1 rRNA gene is annotated in these 1,022 nt (G+C 57.4%); it reads left to right on the top strand.

From position 1 onward, the window contains the following. Positions 1-671: 671 nt before the first annotated feature. Positions 672-1,022: ribosomal RNA gene (locus ACIOHG_RS37785) — 16S ribosomal RNA — on the top strand; the annotation flags it as partial.

Raw genomic sequence — 1,022 nt, 5'->3', positions numbered from 1 at the left:
CGCCTCCCGCGCCGGCGAGGTCGGAGACGTGGAGGAAGCCGACCGCACGGCCACCCTGCCCACTGCGGCGTGATGTGCGCCCGACCCCGCTGAGCTGCTAGTCTCCTCGTCGTCCCGCAAACACCGTTGACACGGTCGCTGTGGGGAGGTAGATTCGAACGGTTGCCTCGAACTGGACAAGTTCGGCAGCGATGGTTTAAAGTCTCATCTCGCCCCCAGGAATTTGAATTCCGAGTGGGCACATTCGACTCCTCATTCAGGAACATCGAAGCCGGGAAATCCGGTGGAAATCTTCTGATAGAGTCGGAATCGCCGGAAAGGGAAAACGCGAAAGCGAAGAACCTGGAAAGCGCCGAGGAAGTCGGACACGAAAGAGTCTGATAGAGTCGGAAACGCAAGAACAGAACGAAAAGCCCGGAGGAAAGCCCGAGAGGGTGAGTACAAAGGAAGCGTCCGTTCCTTGAGAACTCAACAGCGTGCCAAAAATCAACGCCAAAAGTTGATACCCCGTCCATTTCGGTGGATGAGGTTCCTTTGAAAAAGACCTGTAAGGCTTCGGTTTTCGAAGTGCTTGCAGGCAATTACACAGCGAGGACGTTGTGGCGCGTCGGTCTTATTCCGACCTGACGTGCCCGCTCTAAGTGATGTGTGCACCCGATTACGGGTAAACATTCATGGAGAGTTTGATCCTGGCTCAGGACGAACGCTGGCGGCGTGCTTAACACATGCAAGTCGAACGATGAAGCCCTTCGGGGTGGATTAGTGGCGAACGGGTGAGTAACACGTGGGCAATCTGCCCTTCACTCTGGGACAAGCCCTGGAAACGGGGTCTAATACCGGATAATACTCCTGCCTGCATGGGTGGGGGTTAAAAGCTCCGGCGGTGAAGGATGAGCCCGCGGCCTATCAGCTTGTTGGTGGGGTAATGGCCCACCAAGGCGACGACGGGTAGCCGGCCTGAGAGGGCGACCGGCCACACTGGGACTGAGACACGGCCCAGACTCCTACGGGAGGCAGCAGTG

This window comes from Kitasatospora sp. NPDC088134 (assembly GCF_044741705.1).
GTDB lineage: Bacteria > Actinomycetota > Actinomycetes > Streptomycetales > Streptomycetaceae > Kitasatospora.
This window is presented reverse-complemented; position numbering and strand designations above follow the sequence as displayed.